General features: G+C 70.2%; 17 protein-coding genes. 5 read left to right on the top strand and 12 right to left on the bottom strand.

From position 1 onward, the window contains the following. Nucleotides 1-52 precede the first annotated feature (52 nt). Both OEB96_RS38535 and OEB96_RS38530 read left to right on the top strand, forming a co-directional pair. Entirely contained in the window at nucleotides 53-1,327 is a 1,275-nt protein-coding gene (locus tag OEB96_RS38535) for a class I SAM-dependent methyltransferase (RefSeq protein WP_266221894.1), read from the top strand. Further along, the gene (locus OEB96_RS38530) at nucleotides 1,324-2,541 is read left to right on the top strand and encodes an FAD:protein FMN transferase (protein ID WP_266221893.1); all 1,218 of its coding nucleotides are present in this window, start codon (nucleotides 1,324-1,326) and stop codon (nucleotides 2,539-2,541) included. Before OEB96_RS38535 ends, OEB96_RS38530 begins: the two co-directional genes overlap by 4 nt. Nucleotides 2,542-2,567: 26 nt before the next feature. Here the strand turns inward: OEB96_RS38530 and OEB96_RS38525 are convergent, their stop codons facing one another. The 5 genes from OEB96_RS38525 to OEB96_RS38505 all read right to left on the bottom strand — a co-directional run bounded on the left by OEB96_RS38525 (nucleotide 2,568) and on the right by OEB96_RS38505 (nucleotide 8,647). Next, nucleotides 2,568-4,244, bottom strand: a complete 1,677-nt coding sequence (locus OEB96_RS38525) for a serine/threonine-protein kinase (protein WP_266221892.1) — start codon at nucleotides 4,242-4,244, stop codon at nucleotides 2,568-2,570. 199 nt (nucleotides 4,245-4,443) lie between these two features. Further along, the gene (locus OEB96_RS38520) at nucleotides 4,444-5,859 is read right to left on the bottom strand and encodes a GH3 domain-containing protein (RefSeq protein WP_266221891.1); all 1,416 of its coding nucleotides are present in this window, start codon (nucleotides 5,857-5,859) and stop codon (nucleotides 4,444-4,446) included. Between the two features lie 7 nt (nucleotides 5,860-5,866). Further along, nucleotides 5,867-7,159, bottom strand: coding sequence for a hypothetical protein (locus OEB96_RS38515; protein WP_266221890.1), 1,293 nt, complete (start codon nucleotides 7,157-7,159; stop codon nucleotides 5,867-5,869). A 33-nt stretch (nucleotides 7,160-7,192) separates the two neighbouring features. Further along, entirely contained in the window at nucleotides 7,193-8,200 is a 1,008-nt protein-coding gene (locus tag OEB96_RS38510; protein ID WP_266221889.1) for a tetratricopeptide repeat protein, read from the bottom strand. Nucleotides 8,201-8,206: 6 nt separating this feature from the next. Continuing rightward, on the bottom strand, nucleotides 8,207-8,647 hold the full coding sequence (locus OEB96_RS38505) for a hypothetical protein (RefSeq protein WP_266221888.1): 441 nt from the start codon (nucleotides 8,645-8,647) through the stop codon (nucleotides 8,207-8,209). A 218-nt stretch (nucleotides 8,648-8,865) separates the two neighbouring features. Between OEB96_RS38505 and gshB the strand changes: the two genes are divergently transcribed. Both gshB and OEB96_RS38495 read left to right on the top strand, forming a co-directional pair. Next, nucleotides 8,866-9,837: a glutathione synthase gene (gene gshB / locus OEB96_RS38500; RefSeq protein WP_266221887.1), complete on the top strand. Its 972-nt coding sequence runs from the start codon at nucleotides 8,866-8,868 to the stop codon at nucleotides 9,835-9,837. 109 nt (nucleotides 9,838-9,946) lie between these two features. After that, nucleotides 9,947-10,702 carry an RNA polymerase sigma factor gene (locus OEB96_RS38495; RefSeq protein WP_266221886.1) on the top strand — a complete coding sequence of 252 codons (756 nt, stop codon included), beginning with the start codon at nucleotides 9,947-9,949 and terminating at the stop codon, nucleotides 10,700-10,702. A 2-nt stretch (nucleotides 10,703-10,704) separates the two neighbouring features. On the opposite strand, the gene OEB96_RS38490 is transcribed toward OEB96_RS38495, so the two are convergent. The 4 genes from OEB96_RS38490 to OEB96_RS38475 form a co-directional block, all read right to left on the bottom strand. Continuing rightward, entirely contained in the window at nucleotides 10,705-11,601 is an 897-nt protein-coding gene (locus tag OEB96_RS38490) for a universal stress protein (protein ID WP_266221885.1), read from the bottom strand. Between the two features lie 61 nt (nucleotides 11,602-11,662). After that, a complete protein-coding gene (locus OEB96_RS38485; RefSeq protein WP_266221884.1) occupies nucleotides 11,663-12,538 on the bottom strand; it encodes a fumarylacetoacetate hydrolase family protein in 876 nt (291 codons plus the stop codon). Nucleotides 12,539-12,698: 160 nt separating this feature from the next. Further along, on the bottom strand, nucleotides 12,699-13,193 hold the full coding sequence (locus OEB96_RS38480) for a hypothetical protein (RefSeq protein WP_266221883.1): 495 nt from the start codon (nucleotides 13,191-13,193) through the stop codon (nucleotides 12,699-12,701). 72 nt (nucleotides 13,194-13,265) lie between these two features. Further along, nucleotides 13,266-13,622: a hypothetical protein gene (locus tag OEB96_RS38475; RefSeq protein ID WP_266221882.1), complete on the bottom strand. Its 357-nt coding sequence runs from the start codon at nucleotides 13,620-13,622 to the stop codon at nucleotides 13,266-13,268. 153 nt (nucleotides 13,623-13,775) lie between these two features. On the opposite strand from OEB96_RS38475, the gene OEB96_RS38470 reads away from it, so the two are divergent. Next, on the top strand, nucleotides 13,776-13,958 hold the full coding sequence (locus OEB96_RS38470) for a hypothetical protein (RefSeq protein ID WP_266221881.1): 183 nt from the start codon (nucleotides 13,776-13,778) through the stop codon (nucleotides 13,956-13,958). A 27-nt stretch (nucleotides 13,959-13,985) separates the two neighbouring features. On the opposite strand, the gene OEB96_RS38465 is transcribed toward OEB96_RS38470, so the two are convergent. From OEB96_RS38465 to OEB96_RS38455, 3 genes are all read right to left on the bottom strand, one after another. After that, entirely contained in the window at nucleotides 13,986-14,171 is a 186-nt protein-coding gene (locus OEB96_RS38465) for a hypothetical protein (protein ID WP_266221880.1), read from the bottom strand. A 124-nt stretch (nucleotides 14,172-14,295) separates the two neighbouring features. Beyond that, nucleotides 14,296-14,691, bottom strand: coding sequence for a DUF4150 domain-containing protein (locus OEB96_RS38460; RefSeq protein WP_266221879.1), 396 nt, complete (start codon nucleotides 14,689-14,691; stop codon nucleotides 14,296-14,298). Nucleotides 14,692-14,704: 13 nt separating this feature from the next. After that, nucleotides 14,705-15,382 (bottom strand): DUF3540 domain-containing protein, encoded by a 678-nt coding sequence (locus OEB96_RS38455; RefSeq protein ID WP_266221878.1) that lies wholly within the window; start codon nucleotides 15,380-15,382, stop codon nucleotides 14,705-14,707. Nucleotides 15,383-15,384 lie beyond the last annotated feature (2 nt).

Genomic DNA, 15,384 nt, shown 5'->3' with positions numbered 1-15,384 from the left:
GTCGCAGCGTGAGCATCGCTTTGCTCGCGCCGTCGATCGCGAGGTCGCGCCCATGTGGCACGACCGCTTCGCCCGCATGATCTACCGCCGGCTGCCCCGGGGCGCCGACGCCTTCGCGCTCGACGTGCACTGCGGCCCGGGCCGCACCACCTTCGAACTGCTCGAGCGCCTCGGCAGCGGCGCCCGCGTGCTGGCCCTCGAGCCCGACGGCGCCCTGCGCAATCTCGCCAAGGCCCGCATGCGACCCGAGTGGAAGGGCCGCGTGTATCTCAAGGACGGCGCCCTGGCCGACGTCACCGGCATGGGCACGGGCACCTACGATCTCGTGACCGCCAACCTCGTGCTCGGCGACGTGCAGGGCTTCGAGGAATCGCTGCGCGAGCTGGTGCGGGTCACCAAGCCCGGCGGCCAGGTGCTGGCCACCCTGCCCCTGGCCGGCACCTGGGCCGAGGTCGAGGATCTCTTCCGCCTCGTGCTGCTCGACGCCTCGCTCCGCGACGCCGACCGGCGCCTGCGCCACCTGTCCCGCCTGCGCCCCACCGGCCCCGAGCTCGCACGAGCCGTCACCAACCTGGGGGTGGCACCCGCGAACTTCGTCATCGAGCAAGAGCGTGCCTCGCTGCTGTTCGCCAGCGGCCGCGAGTTCCTGTTCTCTCCGGTCATCGAGCACGGCCCGCTGCGCCTGTGGAAGGCGATCCTCGGGGCGCACGAGAAGCCGCAAGAGCTGTTTTGGAAGCTCAAGGAGGCGATCGATGCCTACCACGCCGACGGGGTGTTCTCGGTGACCGTGGTGCTGGGCCTCTTGCACATCCAGGTGCCGCCGACCGGGTCGACCACCACTCGCGTCCCCGCGATCGCACGCGAGCACTGGAAGCGCTACCCGCACCTCGAGGCATTGTTCGGACAGTCCGAGCGCGGCGAGGCCGACATCGACATCGACATCGACATCGACGACGACGACGACGACGACGATGACGACGACGACGCCGCCATGGACGCCGATGCCCCGGCTGCCCCCGCGCCCTCGGCCTCGTCGTCGGCGGTGATGAGCGCCGAGGACGAAGCGATCTTCGCCCTGCTCGAGCAACCCCCGAGCACCGCCGACGAAGAGGCCTCGCTCGATGCCTTGCTCGATCAGGTGCTCGAGTACGCCGGGCCACGCAACGAAGCCACCGTGCTCGACGATCTCGAGCTCGAGGAAGTCGTGCCCGAGGAGGACATCCGCCGCCCGGGAGAGACGCTCAAGCGGATCAAGTCGCTGCTTCCGCCCCCGCCCTCGATCCCGCCGCCACCACCGCCTCGGGGGCGACGGGGTGGCAAGCGATGACCACCGCCCGTCGGCTCCACCGCGCGATCACAGCGACGATCCCCCTGGGGATCGGCATGGCGCTGCTGCTCGCCTGCGGCGAGCCGAGCCACGACGCCGTGCCATCCTCGTCTGCCCCCAGGACCGAGTCCAAGCCGACCCAGTCCAAGCCGACCCAGTCCAAGCCGACCGAGACCGTCGACCCTCGCGACGATGGTCCTCCGCTGCGCAAGGACGGCACCGTCTTTGCCGAAGCGGAGCTGATGGGCACGCGCGTGTCCATCAACGTCTGGGCGGGTCCCCCCGACCAGGCCGATCCCGTCGCCGCCGGCAACGCCATCCGCGAGGCCTTCGGCGAGATGGCGCGGCTCGAGCAGATCATGAGCGAGTGGCAGCCCGACAGCGAGCTGTCGCGCCTGAGCGACGCCGCGGGCAACGACCCGCGCAAGCTCAGCCCCGAGCTGATGCGGGTGCTGCTACACAGCCGCCGGATCGCCGAGGACACCAACGGTGCGTTCGATCCCACCTTCCACGGCGTGGGCCAGCTCTGGCACTTCCAGCCGGGGGCGCAGCCGCCCTCCCCCGAGGCCATCGCCGCCAAGCTCCCGCTCGTGGGCTGGCAGCAGCTCGAGCTCGACGAGAAGAGCGGCACGGGGCGGCTGGCCAAGCCCGGCATGCGTCTGGGTCTCGGCGCGATCGGCAAGGGCTTCGCGGCCGACGAGGCCTCGGCCCTGCTCACCACGATGGGCTTTCCAAACCACGTGGTGGAGGTCGGCGGAGACACCTACGCCGCCGGCGCCAAGGAGGGCAAGCCCTGGATGGTCGGCATCCAGCGCCCCGATGCACCCGGAGTGGTGGGCATCCTTCCCAGCCGCGATCGCGCCGTGGTGACGTCGGGCGACTATCAGCGCTACCTCGAGTTCGAAGGCAAGCGCTACGCGCACATCCTCGACCCGCGCACGGGCTGGCCGGTACCGGCCGATCGCAGCCCCAAGAGCGTGACCCTGGTGGCGAGCACGGCCACCGACGCCGACGCCTACTGCACGGCCGTGGCGGTGATGGGCGTCGAGGATGGCCTCGCCTACGTGGAAGCCCACGAAGGTCTCGAGGTCGTGATCGTCACCCAGGACGACGAGCTGCGCGTGTCGAGCGGGCTGCGAGACGAGCTGGTGCTACCGCCCCGCGATCCGCAGCCACCCGCGGCCCCCGTACCCGACCCCGCCTCGACCCAGTGACCTCGATCCCTCGCGGCTCGCTGGCCTCACTGCGAGCCTACGCGCCACACCGGCTTGCCGACGATGTCGAGCCCATCATCGGCGACGATCTCCCCCGTCACGACCCCGGGCGCCGCGGGGCGGGCCGCCGCCCGATGCATCGAGGCGCTCTCCCGTGCACGCGGCGAGACCGAACCGGTACGATCGATCGGGATGCCATCGCTGCCCACCCGACGCCGCGGGACGGGAGCGCCCGGCTCGGGCTGCATCATGCGCTTGGCGATCGGATCGGTCCCCGACGCCCACGGTGCGCGCCGCGAGGGCGTGGGCTTGGTGACCGCGATCTCCGAGGAATTCCGCGATGACGGTACGTCGCGCTCGGCGAGCGCGGCGGGATGACGACGCGTGACCAGCCGCTCCATCGGCTCGTCGGCGATTCGAAGGTTGCGCTCTGCCATGGGCAGGAGCCGCGTGGCCAGCTCGTGGGGCGCGGGGATCTCGTCGGTGACCGGCACGATCGGCACGTCTTCGCAGATTCCATCGCGGCCGTCACCCTCGTCGCGCGTATGGTCGGCCCAAACGGGCACGGACACGGTGCGACGGCGACGATGAGCCAAGCCCTCCTGATCTCCGTCGGGTGCCCCAGACGCTGGTGCAGTGGCCTCCCAGGGAGATCGATTGCTCGGTCGACGATGGCGGGGACTCGGTCCGTCGGCATCGGCCGATGGGTGGCTGTCGTCCCACGGCCGCCGCCCCGGACGCGGGCCGCTCTGGCGCCGTGGTCGGGCCTCGGCCCTCGCCGCGACCTCGGCCCTCGCCGCGACCTCGACGCTCTCCGCGACCTCGGCCCTCGCGACGGCCTCTGCGTAGAGCCCCTCGAGCTCCGAGACCGCCCCGCGAAATCCAGACCACGACTCGAGCATGCGCAGGGCCTCGGCCGCACCGGCGATGCGATGCACGCGGTCGGGCTGCAAGAGCCCCCGCAGCACCTCGACGACCTCGGCCGGGACGTCCTTGCGCCGCAGGTTGGGCACGCGATTGCGGTAGATCTCGAGGAAGAACGCGTCCTCGTCGGCGCAGTGCCAGCGAAAGCGCCGACCGTCGAGCAGTTCGAACAAGATGGCACCCGCCGCGAAGAGATCGGCCCGCTGATCGGGATCGCCTTCGACCTGCTCGCGCGGAACATAGGCGAGCTTGCCCAGCGCACCGCCGAGGCATGGCTCGGCATCGGCCCGCTGCGCGATGCCGAAGTCCATCAGCTTGACCTCGCCTCGCGCGCTGATCATCACGTTCTGTGGCGTGACGTCGCGATGCACGATTGCGTGCGACTTGCCCTCGATGGTGTGCCCGTGGATGTGACACAACGCCCGGAGCACCCCGGCCACCACGGACACGGCGGTGACCACCGCCCACGGACGACCGAGCCGGCCAGCCAGCTCGGCCAGGGTCATGCCCTCGACCCGCTCCATCGCCAGGTAGGCGCGCCCCTCGTGCACGCCCACGTCGAATGCAGAGACCACGTTGTCGTGTCCCGACAGCGACAGCGACAGCCGAGCCTCGCGCTCGAACATCTCGCGATAGCTCGGGTCATCGGCGTGGCACGGATGGACGACCTTCACCGCGCAGGCCTTGGCGTCCGAGTCACGCTCCGCCGCCCAGACCTGCGCCATGCCGCCCTCGCCCATCAGGCGCAGCAATCGATACTCTCCAAACGGGCGGGTCATGGCGAAGGGGGCGGGCCACGCGAGCCAATCTCGTGCTGGCAAGTCCTGGTTTAGGCCGCCTGGGCGCATCGTGCATCGGCTCGTGCGAATTCGCCAACATTCGCGCACGTCGAGCAACGCCTACGCATCGCCCGAGCCCCCCGACCCGCGGCTGCGGAGATCGCGGTATCGTCAGACCTGCGATCTTTCGGCAGAAGTCCTACATGCCCACGACGCGTACATCGGGGACCCACACGCCCCCCACCAACTCACGAATGCGTCGGTCTTCCTCCGACCGCCGCGTGCCGGCCGGCAGCACCATCACGCGCGGCGGCTGGAGCTCGTCTCGCTGCCGCAGGTAGTCGTAGGCCGGCGAGTGCCGACGCAGGCTCGAGTCGATGCGCTTGGACAAGAAGCCCGTCAGCTCGGGGGCCACGTAGCCCTGCACCTCGACCCGCACCAGCAACGCGCGTGGCTTGTGTCGCTCCACGCGCTGCGAGCCCGTTCGGGCCATCCAGCCCAGCTCGGTGTCCTTGAACGCATCGGGTAGGCGCATGTTGGCGGCCGTCTGCATCGCGGTCACCCCCCGCGGCACGCTGCGAGGATCGGGGCCGATCTCGGCTGCGACCACCGCGGGGTCCTCTCGCAGGAACGCCTGGCGAATGCTCGCCGTGAGCCAGGCGCCAGCCACCGTGCACCCCTCGAGCGCCACGTCCGGCGGCGCGGGAGCCAGCCGGACCACGCGCGGGCGCGGGAACGGAGCCGCGTCGGTGGGCGGATCGAAGCCCACCACGCGGACGTGCTCGTCGGTCCGCAGCCGGAGGAAGCCGAGCGGCGAGGACACCACCAGCTCGTAGCGTTGACCCATCACCGCATGCTCGGGCAGCACCGTCTCGCTGGCATAGACCCGGCGCGCGTCCTCCTCGGGATTGCCATAGGGCAGCAGCTCGATGATCTGGCTGCCAACGGCGAGGGTGAGGGCATGGAGCGGAGGGCGAAGCGTGGGCAGGCCCAGGCGACCGCTGCGGTGGATCCAACCCGCCGCCGCCACACGAACGCGGCTGCGCACCTCCTGGCCCATGTCGTGCTCGGCCAGCACCATCCGCAGCGAACGCAGCCTCCGCTCGAGCGCGCCGCGGTGCGCCGCCTCCAGCCAGCGCAGCGTGAGCACGCTGGGCACCAGCATCAGCTCGGGATCGAAGTCCCCCAGCCGCTCGAGCGCCGCCGCCGGGTCGTCCACGTGATCGAGCGGCAGCACCTCGGCGTCGAGCGCTCGCACGTCGTCCCGCGCGATGCGGTCGACCATGGGGTCGACGTTGTGCCCACGCAGCAGGGCCACCCGGCGCACGGCTCCACGCCGCAAGAACGCCTGCCACGTGGAGATCACCGCGTCGCGCTCGAGCCCACCCCCGGAGAGCTCGCGCGCCTGGGCATCCCCCGAGTCCACCAGCCCGAACCCGAGGTGCTGCTCGACCTCGCGCTCGTGCCGCTCGCGATCGAGGATCGGCAGCGAGGCCCGTAGGTCGTCGAGACTGCGCAGACGAGCCAGCCCCAGCTCGCGCCCCAGGCGAGTGAGGCCGAGGTGCTCGATCATCTGCGCCAGGCAGTGCTGCCGAGCCGAGGCCTCCGACGACATCAGCGACTCAGCCGCACGAGGTGCCCTTGCCCAGGCAGTCGCCGAAGTTGCAGCTGCAGCGCACGCCGCCCCCGTCGGGCAGCCGCGTCTCCCAGCCCTTGGTGTAGCACTCACCGAAGTTGCACGACGTCCGCGCCGTGCCGCCGTCGGGCAGCCGCGTCTCCCAGCCCTTGGTCGCACACTCGCCGAAGTTGCACGACGTGCGCGCGGTCTCTCCGTCGGGAAAGCGCGTCTCCCAGCCCTTGGTCATGCACTCACCGAAGTTGCACGACGTCCGCGCCGTGCCGCCGTCGGGAAAGCGCGCCTCCCAGCCCTTGGTCAGGCACTCGCCGAAATTGCAGGTCACGCGGATCGTGCCCTCGTCGGTGCGGATCTCCCAGCCCTTGTGCATGCAATCGCCGAAGCTGCAGTCGCCCGCCGCGAACACGGCGGCCACGGTGTACTGGGCCTGCTTGGCGGCCAGGGCCGCCGCCGCCGCGGCTTCCTCCTCGGCGCGGCGACGCTCCTCTTCCTGCCGGATGCGCTCCTCCTCCTGTCGGATGCGCTCCTCCTCGGCTCGTCGATCCATCTCGGTGCGGTGAGCCACGAGATCCTTCTTCACGCCCTTCCACTCGAGGCGCTTGGAGTCGCCTCCGGCCGCGGCCAGGCACGCCTCCACGAAGTCGGGCACCTGCGACGGATCGACCTGCGCTCGCAGCTCGGGGCACGCCTCCAGCACCGCCGCATTCACGGCGGGGCTGTGCGGCAGCAGCAGCATCTCGAGGAACGTGCTCAGCTGCTGGTCGGCTCGCAGCGACGCGACGTAGCAGGCCACCGCCTCGTCGTACTGCCCGATCCACGTGTGCACGTGCCCCCGCGCCAGCTCGAGCGAGGCCGTCGCGTCGGGCTCGGCCGCAATCGCATCTCCGAGGTGGGAGATGGTCGAGCTGGCCAAGCCTTCCCCGTTGACGCGCCCGCGCTGCACCGCCCCCGAGTCGAACGCCTTGCCCGTGAGCTCGGTCAGCGCCAGCGCTCGGGCCGACGTGACGCCCTCGGTGTCGATCTCCTTCCACAGCGCCTGGATCTCGGCCTGGAGCGCCTCGTCTTGCCTGGCGAGCTCGGCCTCCCGCTGGGCCGAGGCGTCCTGGCTCCCGCTCCCCCCCGAGCTACCCTGCTGCGGCTGGGCCTGATTGCCCCCGAACAACGAGCCGAACAGAGCACAGCCGCTGGTGAGCAGCACGAGCACGAGCCCCGAGCGCAGCGTGACCCCCGAGCGTAGCGCGACGACGGGTCCACGAGCGGGTCCAACCGACCGATGCATGGCCCGTAGTAGGCGCTCGCCACCCAGGTGGTGTCAACGTCGAAGCTCGCGGCGCAGCCGGCCGATCACCGCCAGGGCTTGATCGCGCCGCGCCTCGAGCTCGGGATCGCGTTCGTCGGCCGGCAGGCGGTCCACGGCCCGGCCAAAGCGCTCGAGGTGCGCGAGCGCTTCGCCCTTGCCTCCCTGCTCGAGCAGCGCACGGGCCAGCCCGTAGTGTGCCTCGAAGCAGTCCGGATCGCGACGCAGCAGCTCGCGGTACTCCTCGATCGCACGATCGGCCTGCCCCTGGCACAGCGCGAGCGCGGCGACGTTGAGCCGCGCGGGTCCCTGCTCGGGATCGTTGCGCAGCGCCTCCTCGAAGCACTCCTGGGCGTCTTCGAGCAGGCCCGCCTCGGCCAGCAGCCCTCCCAGGTTGGTCCACGCCGCCGCGAATCGCGGATCGAGCTCCAGCGCCGCTTCATAGGCCGCCCGTGCACGCGTGAGCCCCTCGGTGTCGGCCGGAGCGCCGCCCCACTCGTCCTCGAGCTCCTGACCGTACAGAAACCATTCATAGGCGGTGCGGGGCCCATCCTCCTCGGCAGCATCCCCGTCGACCCACGGAAGCGCGAGCACCTGCGCGGCCTCGTCGCGCAGGGCCGAGACCTCGAAGTCGAGCACGAGCTGACCCGAGCTCGCCTCGAAGCGGTGGGCCACGTCGTCCACCACCACGCGATCGTGCTCGCAGCGGATCCGCAGGTCGTGCAGCGGTGCCGCCACCTTGGGCAGCGTGGTCCGCAGCGCCTCCAGCTGCCGTCGCACGCGACGCAGCGGCAAGCCGCCGTCGAGCAGGCCCTTGGCCACCTTCACCGCGATGAGATCGCGAAAGCTGTAGAGCCTCCGCTCGCCGCGACGAACCGACGGCACCAAGAAGCCCGTCTGCGACCAGTAGCGCAGGCGATGCTCGGGCACCTCGAACAGGCGCGAGACCTCTCGCACCGAGTAGGCACCGTCGTCCTCGGTCACCGACCGAAGGGGAGGGGGAACCTTGGCCGCCACGTCCATCGGATCCTACTCCCGTCTCCCGGTCAGCGTGGCCATGGCGTCCACGTCGACGAGCACCGCCGTTTCCTCGACGCGCACGCTGGTCTCGAGCGAGACGACCAGGGTGTGCGGCTCGCACCCGGACAGCCGCGCCAGCTCGCGCGCGGCCAGCGAGTGTAGCTCGTGCCGCACCTGGAGATCCTCTTCCATCAGCTCCGCCACCCGACGTGCGGTCGCCTCGTCGGCCGGCTCGCGGAAGCGGGCCGAGCAGCAGGCCAGGTCGATCGTGATCATGACGGTGGCGAACACTCGACGGTCGCTGGCCCCTCGCCCGCCCAGCTCCTCGCCGCCTTCGACCACGAGCTCGGCGTGATCGAACAGCACCTGGACCGCCCCCGGCGAGAGCGTCTCGCGGATCTCTCGGCGAATGAGCTGGACCTCGCGAACCCTTGCCCACGGCGGCGCCATGAGGCCCCCGAGTCCGTTCGAATGCTGGAGAACAGCGTTATGCGTCATTTGCGCTTCTCTCGAGCCCGGTGGTCTCGATGGTGTAGTCACTCGACCTACATTATCGAGCGACCCCCGGCACGGCTCCAAGTTTTCCATCCTCGCGGGCCTCGGCCGCTGCCGCCGGCCCTGGAGTCGGATGCCTCGGGCGCCCCGAGGTCTCGCTATCCTTCCGTTCGATGACCGACCCGCACGACGTCCTGTTCATCATGGACCCGCCGGAGACCTTCAATCCCCGAGCCGACAGCACGTTCGTGATGATCACCGAGGCGCTGCGCCGGGGTCGTCGCCCATTCGGCACCAACCTCTCGGGCCTCGGGATGCATGGGCAGGAGGCACTCGCTCGCGTGGCCCCGGTGGCGTTGGTCGATGGAGATCCGCCGCGCCTGGTCTACGCCGAGCCGCCGCGCCCGCGAGCGCTCGCGGAGTTCGCTGCCGTGCTCATGCGCAAGGATCCTCCGGTCGACCAGGCCTACGTCACCGCCACGTGGATCCTCGACCACGCCGGCACGCTCGTACTCAACGCCCCACAGGGCCTGCGCACGCTCAACGAGAAGCTCTCCATCCTTCGCTTCGGCGAGCTGGTGCCCAAGACCTTCATCTCGCGCGATACGAGCGAGCTGCGAGAGATCCTCGAGCGGCTCGGCGGGCGCATGATCGTCAAGCCCGTCTATGGCTTCGGCGGCCGCGAGATCCTGCTGGCGCGGTCCGACGATCCCAACCTGGGCAGCCTGCTCGAGCTGGCCACCGCCGAGGGCACGCGCTGGACGGTCGCGCAGGAGTACCTGCCCGCCGCCGCCGAGGGCGACAAGCGGATCCTCCTGGTCGAGGGCGAGCCCATCGGAGCCGTGCTCCGCGTGCCCGCCAGGGGCGAGCTTCGCAACAATTTCCATGCAGGCGGGCGCCCCGAGGCGAGTCCGCTGACCGACCGAGATCGCGCGATTTGCTCCGCCGTCGGCCCGATGTTGCGTGAAGCGGGCCAATTCTTCGTGGGCATCGACGTGATCGGGGGACACCTAACCGAAATCAACGTGACGAGCCCGACGGGGATGCAGGAGATCAACCGCCTGCAGGGACTCTCGGGCGGCGACACCATGCAGGCGAGGTTCTGGGATGCCCTCGAGGCCCGGCTGCTTGCCGGCGCGGCATAGGAGTCGATGGATGGCGATGGATGGCGATGCTGCCCGGCGCGAGCCTTGGCGCAGGCCCCCGGTTCGTGACAAGCTGGCCCGCGTCCCCTCCCCGTCGCCCGGAGACTCGATGTCGGACAAGCCATCCACCCTTCGCGAGCTGATCTCCAACGAGCTGCCGCGCCTCTACGCGTTCGCATTCCACATGTCCGGCTCGCGCCCGGAAGCGCGGGCCCACCTCGACCAGCTCGTGCGCGACGCCAAGGCGCAGGGTGAGGCCGTGTTGGCCACCTCCAACCCCGCCGACACCCTGCTGGGCCTCATGGCTCGCACCATGGAGGAGAACCTCGGGCGCAAGTCCGACTTCTCCTTCGATGGCCTCGACAACATGCTGCGCAGCGACATCACGCGGCCCATCGATCTGAGCGGAGGCGCGCTGCAGAACTCACCCCAGCGCGTGCACCTGATGCTGTGGGAGCTCAAGCGCACCTGCCTCACGGCCACCCTGTGCTGCCTGCCGCCCGGGGTTCGGGTGTCCTTCGTGCTGACCGATCTGCTGGGCTACTCGCCCGCCGACGCCTCGGAGCTATTGGGCATCAAGGAGAGCGCCTATCGAGTGCGCCTGACCCGGGCCCGCAAGCGCATCGAGGACTATCTCACCCCGCGCTGCGCCCACGTCGACCCGCAAAACCCCTGCACCTGCACCGGTCGCCTGGTCATTGCCATCGACGCCGAGTTCATCAAGCCGCCCGCGCACACGCTCGACATCCCGCACGATCCCCACGACGCCGACGGGCCGCGCCGAGACATGGGCAGCCTCTACCGCAGCCTTCCCGAGGCCAAGCTCACCCCCGACGAGCAGGGCGAGGTACTGGGGCAGGTGTAGCCTCAGCGCGGCGGGGGCACCACCGCGACCGGACAGGGTGAGGTCGCGGCCAGCTCGCTGCCCACGCTGGTCAGGAGCAAGCGCTCCATCGACGACAGGCGTCGCGAGCCCGTGATGATCATCGCGGCCTTGGTCTCGCGCGCCACCGCGAGCACCTGCTCCGTCACGTGCCCCTGGCGTACCTGCTGCTGGGCGCCCGTGATGCCGAGCTCACCGACCCAGCTCGCCAGCTCGCGCTCGCCATCGGCCTGTCGCTCGCCGGCGATCTTCTGTCGAGTGGCCGCAGGAATGTAGTGCGCCCCGTAGTCCTCGGGCACCGGCACGGCGTGAACCAACACGAACGTACGACCCAGACGCATCGCCAGCTCCGCCCCATAGCGAGCCGCCGGCACCGCAGCGTCGCCGAGGTTGGTGGCGCACACGATCGGTGCCTCGTCGAGCACCGCTTCGGGCTCCCAGTCGGGGGGGACCACCACCACCGGCCCGTCGAGGCGCCGCAGCAGCCGGCGCGCCACCTTGCCCAGCCGCAGCAGGTGATGGCCCTCGCGCGGCGCTTGCCGCCCCACCACGAGCCCCTCGGCGTGATGATAGACGCGGGCGGCCTCGAGGCTCTGCTCGGCGTGCAGCCCCTGCACCACGTGGAGCTCCTTCACCACGTCGGTCGCGAGCGCATTCTCGACCACCATCTCGGCCTGCTCGCGCGCTCCCGTGACGAGCTCCTCGAGGTGGTGGTAGCGCAGCGCGGCTCGCAGGTGCTCCTCTTCGAGTACGTGCACCCCCACGAACGTGGGCTGGCCCTCCCTGTTGGCCCCGGCCAGCCACCGCGCGAAGCGGAGGGCACCTTGCCCGGTGGGACGGAGGTCCAGGCCGACGATCCAGCGGTTGGCGAGCGTGCTCATCTGGGATCATCGTCGGTGGCTGGCCCCGACCTGTCAACGCTGGTCCATCGGCCCTGGGCGCTCACACCAACGGCGTGACCAGGCTCCCCAGATCGACGCCCTGGAGCTCGATCCGCACCACCTGCCCGGGCTCGAGCGCCGAGACCCCCTCGGGGGTGCCCGTGTACACGAGGTCACCGGGCTCGAGGGTCATCACCCGGCTGACGTAGCTCAGCACGAACGCGAGGTCGAAGATCATCAGCCCCAGGGCCGAGTCCTGGCGGGGCTCGTCGTCGAGGAAGCCGCGAATGCGGGCGTCGTCGGGCAGCGGGGTGGAGAGCGGCCACAGCCGCACGAACGGCCCGCAGGGGGCGAAGCCGTCGAAGCCCTTGCCCCGGGTCCACAGCTTGTCGCCCCGCTGCAGATCGCGGTTGGACACGTCGTTGCCGAGCGTGTAGCCGGCCACGTACTGCAGCGCCTCGTCGCGCGCCACCTGGCACGCCTGCCGACCGATCACCGCCACCAGCTCGGATTCCATGTCGATGCGCTGGTAGCCCCGCGGCAGCGACAGCGGCTGGCCCGAGCCCAGCAGCGCCGTGCTCGGCTTGAAGAACAGGATCGGCTCCTCGGGCACATCGTTGCCCATTTCCTCGGCGTGAGCGCGATAGTTGCGGCCCACGCAGATGATCTTGCCCGGGCGCACGGGAGGCGCGAGCGTGTACTGCTCGAGCGGACCCCGCAGACCTCCGGCGATGGCGGGGGCCGTGAGCGCCAGGGTCTGCGCGTTGGCCCGGGAATCTCCTCCCTTCCACGGGATCGCGGCGGCAAAGGGATCCTCGATCTCCTCCACCTCGGTGCGAGGACCGGGAGCCGCTCCGTCGGTCCAAAGCCGCACCACGCGTTCCCTCGGCTCTCCGGGCACCCTCACGCGCCCCACCCATCCAGTGCGATCGGCCATGGTCCAAAACCTCGCCCGACCCGGCCTCGTTGGCAAGGGGACCTCGCGCACGGCCCCGTGGGCTCGCTCTCGCGTCATCCTCCGCGCGCATGCGGTGGCTTCGGCCCACGGCCCTCGGTGCACTCCTGGGCCCGATCATCGCGGGCGCATGCTCCCGGCTTCAGTCGATCACGACCCCATCGAGCACGCGTCCATCGGCCACGATCTGGATCGAGTCGAGCAGCGATTGCGAGTACTTCCTGGGGAACGAGAACGCCTTGCGCTGGCACGCGATGGTCAAGAGCGCCACCGCCACCCAGGGCGCGCCGGGCTCGAGGTTGATGCTGCCGACGGTCGGCTCGCCCTTGGTCGAGATCTGGGCCCTCTCCGAGGGCGTGACCAGTGAGAGCGAGACGTCGACGACGTGGGCGTCGCCGTTGGCGAGCGAGAAGGCGTGCCAGACGATGTGCACGCCGGCCGGCTCGAAGGGATCGTCCTTCACGTCGCACACCGCCAGCGTGGCCTCGTGCTCCTCGAGGGTCTCGGGGACCGTCACGCCCTCGGGCAGCTTCGAACGCAGGTCGAACTGGCCCAGCGGGCCCGCAGGGGTCGTGTCGGTCTGCGTGCACGCGGCGAGCGAGACGAAGCACGAGAGGATCGGCACCGATGCGCGCATGCGTCTGCCACGATAGCAGGGCGGCCGTTCGACATGCCAGCGGCTGCACGCTGCGGGTTCGAACGACCGAATTCAATGCGTCAGGAAGTCGGGATTCTCGGCAAGCAGCTCGACACGAGGAATGCAAAAGGCGACCCGTCGCATCCGCTCGACATCGTCGGCGGGATCGCTGGCCAGCCGGCAGGTCGCCGCCTCGGACTTCCGCCACAGGTCATCATGTTGCTCGCGACTCCGCAGCCCGGTTGGCGCGTCGGCGAAGCTCACGCTCTGGGCGTGCCCCCGATCGAAGAATTCGTTGTCGTGACCACCCGGCCAAGCGGACAACGCCACGTAGGGGCTCCGGCGACTGACCGGCATCGATCCCAGCGGGGCAAAGCCCATCACCTGCGACCTGAGGCCCGCCTTCGTGCGCCATTCGAGCCCCACCAAGCACGCGTCGTGCTCTCGCGGGTGATGGCGCCACGAAACGGCCTTGGCGGACCACCGCTTTCCTTGACGCAAGAGCCTCACCAAACGCGCCGTCCCCGTCGCGCTTCGTATGCGCGGGAACAAGGCCACGGGAACACTGCCGTACTCCGCCGCTTGGTCGAAGAATCCGTCGAGTTCCTCGGCGAGGTCGTCGGCTGCGTCATCGAGCAAGTTGTAGAAACGAAGCCGCCCCTCACCATGGGCAAGGCGAGCCGCAAACCAACACCCCGCGAGGCCCGCCGCCAACCACCTTCGGAACTGCTCGACGGCAGGATGCCCCTGATCCATGTGCAGTAGGGAAATTCGAGAAGGAAGAGGACCCGGTCAGTCCAGCTCGAAGTCGATGGGCTCTCGCGGGACCGCGAGCACCGCATAGGGACTACCGTCGGCTTTCGTGATGACCACCTGACCCTCCCGATCCGCGCATCGGAAGGCGGTGGATGCGTCGCGCATGAATTCCTCACGCGTGATCTCGCGAAATCTCTGGTCGCTGCCTCGACGCTCGTCCATGGTCCGATCGCCTCCGCTTCCAAGCGTAGCCCGTTGGCAACGCTGGGAAAAGCCCCCGTGTAGGGGCGCTTCCGGCACCCTAGGAACCGAGAGCGACCGCTCTGGTCCCGCGGGGCCCGTACGCTCAAGGCGACAAGATCAACACCTTCACCTGGCTCGGCACCAACCGCATGCCCGAGCAGTTGGTGGAGTTCTGCAGCGAAGCGCTGGTCATCCGCGTCGCGGGCATTCCCCCCACGAGCGTGGTGAAGGCGCCCGTGAGGTGCCGCGAGGGACCCATGACCATGCCCGACGCCACGCCCGTGGCCACGCCGGCGTTGTCGCCGTTGGTCAGGGGAATCGTGGTCGACATGTTGTGGGCCGGCGCGCACATGAACAAGACGTTGTAGGCCGCGGGCACGCCCATCGGCCCCGCCGTGATGTTCGGGTAGGGAATCGGTACCGGGCCGGCCGGCGTGGGCGTGAGGCACACGTCGGGGAAGCCCATGTCCATGCCCATCATCTGCGTGTTCGCAAACATCGGATCGTCTCCTTCAGCCCAGGTGGATCTGTCCGCCGTCGGCCTTGATCAGCTCGGCGCCGTTGATGAGGGTCTGCTTGCCCGAGAGCTGCGCGACCTCGGTGGCACGGTGCTCGATGTGGCCGGCCTGCAGGTGATCGAGCTGCTCGACCACCTTGCGGCTGGTCTTGCTGTGCGAGCGCACGTGCTCGGCCAGGAGCTCGACCATCGTGCCCACCACCGTGGCCTGCCCCGCGTGGGCGAACAGCTCGCGCAGGACCATCGAGCACTCGTCGACCAGCGCACGCCCCTGCCGGGCACGCAGCAGCAGCTCGTCGGCGTGTAGATCGACCCGCTGGCGCCCGTGCAGCTCGAGCGCGTCGCCGGTCACCGAGAGCTTGCCGTCGGCGCACAGCTCGGCGTCGCCGTCCACCCGCAGGCGGGCCGGGCCGGCCCCCTCGGCGCGACGCAGCACCGCGGTCACGAAGCACTCCTCGCCTTCTTCCACGAACCACACGCGGTCGCCCACCATCGGCTCGAGCAAGCAGCTCGCCGCTCGCTCGGCGATCCGCGGCTCGTCGCCGTCGAGCACCAGGCCACGCTCGTCGCGGCCGGTCACCGTGGCCTGGCCCGAGCGCGGCGGTCGCGGCGAGTCAGGCGTGGGCTCGGAAGAGGGAGGGACGAGCTGCAGCTCGCGGGCGTTCACGGTCATGG

Source organism: Paraliomyxa miuraensis (genome assembly GCF_026337845.1).
Classification (GTDB): domain Bacteria; phylum Myxococcota_A; class Polyangia; order Nannocystales; family Nannocystaceae; genus Paraliomyxa; species Paraliomyxa miuraensis.
This window is presented reverse-complemented; position numbering and strand designations above follow the sequence as displayed.

Coding starts and splice junctions, on each gene's coding strand:
- OEB96_RS38535 (WP_266221894.1), top strand. CDS start 53: ATGTGGCACGACCGCTTCGCCCGCATGATCTACCGCCGGCTGCCCCGG.
- OEB96_RS38530 (WP_266221893.1), top strand. CDS start 1,324: ATGACCACCGCCCGTCGGCTCCACCGCGCGATCACAGCGACGATCCCC.
- OEB96_RS38525 (WP_266221892.1), bottom strand. CDS start 4,244: ATGACCCGCCCGTTTGGAGAGTATCGATTGCTGCGCCTGATGGGCGAG.
- OEB96_RS38520 (WP_266221891.1), bottom strand. CDS start 5,859: ATGTCGTCGGAGGCCTCGGCTCGGCAGCACTGCCTGGCGCAGATGATC.
- OEB96_RS38515 (WP_266221890.1), bottom strand. CDS start 7,159: ATGCATCGGTCGGTTGGACCCGCTCGTGGACCCGTCGTCGCGCTACGC.
- OEB96_RS38510 (WP_266221889.1), bottom strand. CDS start 8,200: ATGGACGTGGCGGCCAAGGTTCCCCCTCCCCTTCGGTCGGTGACCGAG.
- OEB96_RS38505 (WP_266221888.1), bottom strand. CDS start 8,647: ATGGCGCCGCCGTGGGCAAGGGTTCGCGAGGTCCAGCTCATTCGCCGA.
- gshB (WP_266221887.1), top strand. CDS start 8,866: ATGACCGACCCGCACGACGTCCTGTTCATCATGGACCCGCCGGAGACC.
- OEB96_RS38495 (WP_266221886.1), top strand. CDS start 9,947: ATGTCGGACAAGCCATCCACCCTTCGCGAGCTGATCTCCAACGAGCTG.
- OEB96_RS38490 (WP_266221885.1), bottom strand. CDS start 11,601: ATGAGCACGCTCGCCAACCGCTGGATCGTCGGCCTGGACCTCCGTCCC.
- OEB96_RS38485 (WP_266221884.1), bottom strand. CDS start 12,538: ATGGCCGATCGCACTGGATGGGTGGGGCGCGTGAGGGTGCCCGGAGAG.
- OEB96_RS38480 (WP_266221883.1), bottom strand. CDS start 13,193: ATGCGCGCATCGGTGCCGATCCTCTCGTGCTTCGTCTCGCTCGCCGCG.
- OEB96_RS38465 (WP_266221880.1), bottom strand. CDS start 14,171: ATGGACGAGCGTCGAGGCAGCGACCAGAGATTTCGCGAGATCACGCGT.
- OEB96_RS38460 (WP_266221879.1), bottom strand. CDS start 14,691: ATGTTTGCGAACACGCAGATGATGGGCATGGACATGGGCTTCCCCGAC.
- OEB96_RS38455 (WP_266221878.1), bottom strand. CDS start 15,382: ATGACCGTGAACGCCCGCGAGCTGCAGCTCGTCCCTCCCTCTTCCGAG.